The following is a 3608-nucleotide window of genomic DNA, read 5'->3' on the forward strand; positions in this document are numbered from 1 at the left end:
ATAGGGGATAGATATATGGTAATAGCAGTTATAGATGGTATGGGTGGAGGAATAGGCGCTCAGATAGTATCAAATCTTAGAGAAGAACTACCTACATATATAGATATATATGTACTTGGAACAAACTCTATTGCAACTAGTGCTATGATGAAAGCACATGCAAATAAAGGTGCAACAGGAGAGAATGCTATTATAACATCAGTGAAGAAAGCGAATATAATCGTGGCACCAGTTTCCATAACTATGCCAAATTCGATGATGGGAGAAGTGACAAGTAAAGTTAGTGAAGCTGTCGTTGAATCTGAGGCTTTAAAAATACTTTTACCAATTATGCCAGAAAATATAGAGTTAGTAGGACTTGAGAATAAACCACTAGCATTACTTATTAAGGATTCAATAAAACTAATAAAAAATGAATTTAATATAAAATAAATATAGTATAAATAATGGGGGATAAATAAATGATATTTGAGAAAAAAAGAGTAAGACATCATCATGAACAGGATCATAATAGTGATCATTTCCATGAAAGTAATCATTCTCATGGCGATTCTATAGAAAGTAAAGATGAGAAAACTTTAAAAATTCTTCTAGTTCATTGGGTAAATCATAATGAATCGCATGAAGAAGGATTTAGAGAATGGGTAGATAAAGCTAGAAATATGGGAAAAGATGAAACGGCAAATAATATTGAAAAAGCTATTGAATACTTACAAAAAGCTAATGAAATGTTAATAGAAGCTAAAAAACATATGTAAAAAATTTATACCATGAAGGTAAAATATTAATATACTTCATGGTTTTTTGATGCATTTTATATATTATATTTTAAAAAGATTTTTAATAACATTATCTATAGAAGGAAGTGACCATAAGAAGTTAACAATCATCATTAGTAGGATCAATATTTTTAATATGGTCAGATGTTTTATCTAGAACTTTATAAGTGCAGCAAAATTTTAAAAAAAATTATACAAACTATTGACTATCTTGTTATAAGTTTGTATAATTAAAGTATAAATAAGATATGGAGAAGTACTCAAGTGGCTAAAGAGGAACCCCTGCTAAGGGTTTAGGCTGGGTTATACTGGTGCGAGGGTTCGAATCCCTCCTTCTCCGCCAGTTAAAAGACTATGAATTTCATAGTCTTTTTTACGTATAAGGAAATAAGCCAAGTGAATTTTTTATTTATAACGAATAAAAAAGTATCTTACAGAAAAACTATATCAATAGATATAATATATGAAGGAAGGTACTATTATGAAAAAGTTATTATATATAAGTGTAAACTCTAAGCCTGAAGATTTATCTGCAAGTAAAACAGTAGCTAGAAAATTTATAAATAAATTCTTACAAAAAAATAAAGATTTTCAAGTAGAAGAAATAGACTTATATAAAGAACATATACCTAGACTTGAGTATCAATACTTTGAAAAGAGAAATTGTATAGTAAATGAAGATGATGCTAAGAAATTAAATGATAAAGATCAAAAAGAAGTGCAAAGAATAAGAGCGTTATGCGACCAATTTATAAGTGCAAATGTTTATGTAATTGCAGCACCTATGTGGAGTTTATCATTTCCAGCACCCCTTAAAGAATATATAGATTGTATAATGCAAGATCAAAAGACGATAAAATTTGAAGGTAAGAAAATAGAACCACTTTTAAATGATAAACCAAGAACAATGGTATATATTCAATCTTCAGGTGGAAATGTACCTTGGATGTTAAGACCAATTCTTAATAAAGGTCTTAACTATGTAGAAGATATAATTAAATTTATGGGAATTAAAAAGTTTGAAGAATTATTAGTTGATGATACTGGATTTACAGAAGAAGAAAAACAAGAAGCGATAAATAAAGCATATGAAAAAATAGATGATATTATAGATTCAATGAAATTTTAAATGAATACTAAAAGGGCTATAGTCCATATTACAAGGACGATAGCTCTTTTTTTAATATATAATTGCATAAAGAATATATATTATCTTCTAAATATAAATCATTAAATTTTAATGGAATTATTTTAGATAAATTATAAAATAAAATTATATTATTATTTGAGTCAGTACCTTTATTTAATAATATATCTAATGTTATATTATTTTCATCAGAGATTATAGAGTAAGAATCACTATATATATTTATATTAGATATATTACCTTCAAAAGCTATATATTTAATGGACAGTGTATTTTTAGATATTTTAAATGATATTGGAACTAATTTTAATGATAAATTATTTGTACTTATGCATAAAACATTTAACTTACCTTTTAAAATATCTTTTATTTTAAAAATAATACCTAGATAATAAATATCTTCATAATTATGAAGAAGTATTTTTTCTTTTAAGTCTATATCCTGACTAACAGAGTATTCTTTATATAAATCAATACTTTCTTTACCGGAAATGGTATCTTCTCTATAAATACCAAGGTATTTTTCTATAGTTTTTAGTTTACAATCAGATAGAGAGAGTTTTTCCTTAAAGGGTCTTATTAGTTTAAGTATATCAATATCATCATTTTTTGATAGAGAAAAATCGATATTATGCTTTTTTAGTCTAGTATTTAAAAATGGAATATCAAAAGTTAATCCATTAAAAGTAATATGATTTTTATAATTTTTTATATCATTAATAAAAGAAAGTAGAAGTTCTTTTTCGTCATCTTCTGTATTAGCAAAATATTGCTTGATAACTGTTTTATTATCTTGATTAAACAGAATTCCTATCAAAATAACTTTACAATAATTTGAGTTAAGACCTGTAGTTTCTATATCAAATACAAAATGATTAGGAGGAATATCTATTAATTCATCTAAAACTTTAGTTATTACTTCCATAAAATTTCTCCTTTTTTAGATTATATATTATAATAATTATTAGGTTAAGCGAAGATGCTTAACACTATTATAAATGAAATAAATAATACTTCAAGGTAGGTAGTATATGATAAGTATAGATAAATTAAATGAAAATCAATTAAAGGCTGTAAATCATTTAGATGGACCTTGTATGGTGCTTGCAGGACCAGGTTCGGGAAAGACTAGAGTTATAACATATAGAATAGCTAATATGGTTGTAAATAAAAATATAAAGCCTACAAGCATACTTGCAATAAGTTTTACAAAAGCCTCATCTATAGAGATGAAAAATAGAGCATTATCTTTAAGTAATGACTTTAGAATGAATAAGGTTACATATGGGACGTTTCATTCTGTATTTTTTAGGATATTGAGATATTTTGAAAATTATAATATTGAAAGTATCTTAGATGAAAAGACAAAGAGAATAGGATTAAAGAATATATTAAAAGGATTGAATATAGAAAATGCAGATGATGATGAAACCATTGGACAAGTTATAAATGAAATTTCATATGTGAAAAATGAATTGATGGATAAAAGAGATTTTAAATCAGAGGTATTAACTAACGATGAGTTCATAAAGGTATATAATTTTTATGAAGAGTATAAGCAACAAATGAATAAAATAGACTTTGATGATATGTTAATTAAAACATATGAATTATTAAAAAATAATAAGGCAGCTTTAGATAGAGTTAGAAGTGTATATAGATATATTCTTGTAGATGAGTTT

The 3608-nt window shown here is 25.5% G+C and carries 5 protein-coding genes and 1 tRNA gene; 5 read left to right on the plus strand and 1 reads right to left on the minus strand.

All coding sequences use genetic code 11. The features are described from left to right. The 4 genes from Q5F54_RS11900 to Q5F54_RS11915 all read left to right on the plus strand — a co-directional run. A partial coding sequence (locus Q5F54_RS11900; protein ID WP_331562781.1) for a DUF3842 family protein occupies window positions 1-432 on the plus strand: 432 nt, incomplete at its 5' end. Window positions 433-461: 29 nt separating this feature from the next. Next, entirely contained in the window at window positions 462-758 is a 297-nt protein-coding gene (locus Q5F54_RS11905) for a zinc transporter (protein WP_281538432.1), read from the plus strand. A 271-nt stretch (window positions 759-1029) separates the two neighbouring features. After that, window positions 1030-1122 (plus strand) — tRNA-Ser (locus Q5F54_RS11910). Between the two features lie 138 nt (window positions 1123-1260). Beyond that, a complete protein-coding gene (locus Q5F54_RS11915; RefSeq protein WP_281538433.1) occupies window positions 1261-1908 on the plus strand; it encodes an FMN-dependent NADH-azoreductase in 648 nt (215 codons plus the stop codon). 28 nt (window positions 1909-1936) lie between these two features. Here the strand turns inward: Q5F54_RS11915 and Q5F54_RS11920 are convergent, their stop codons facing one another. Beyond that, a complete protein-coding gene (locus tag Q5F54_RS11920) occupies window positions 1937-2851 on the minus strand; it encodes a ribonuclease H-like domain-containing protein (protein ID WP_288525413.1) in 915 nt (304 codons plus the stop codon). Window positions 2852-2957: 106 nt separating this feature from the next. Between Q5F54_RS11920 and Q5F54_RS11925 the strand changes: the two genes are divergently transcribed. Further along, window positions 2958-3608: UvrD-helicase domain-containing protein (locus Q5F54_RS11925; RefSeq protein ID WP_302334492.1), on the plus strand; the 651-nt coding region annotated here is incomplete at its 3' end.

Source organism: uncultured Romboutsia sp. (assembly GCF_958366745.1).
GTDB lineage: Bacteria > Bacillota > Clostridia > Peptostreptococcales > Peptostreptococcaceae > Romboutsia > Romboutsia timonensis.

Excerpts from the sequence above, each read along its gene's own strand:
- Q5F54_RS11905 (WP_281538432.1), top strand. The coding sequence starts at position 462 with ATGATATTTGAGAAAAAAAGAGTAAGACATCATCATGAACAGGATCAT.
- Q5F54_RS11915 (WP_281538433.1), top strand. The coding sequence starts at position 1,261 with ATGAAAAAGTTATTATATATAAGTGTAAACTCTAAGCCTGAAGATTTA.
- Q5F54_RS11920 (WP_288525413.1), bottom strand. The coding sequence starts at position 2,851 with ATGGAAGTAATAACTAAAGTTTTAGATGAATTAATAGATATTCCTCCT.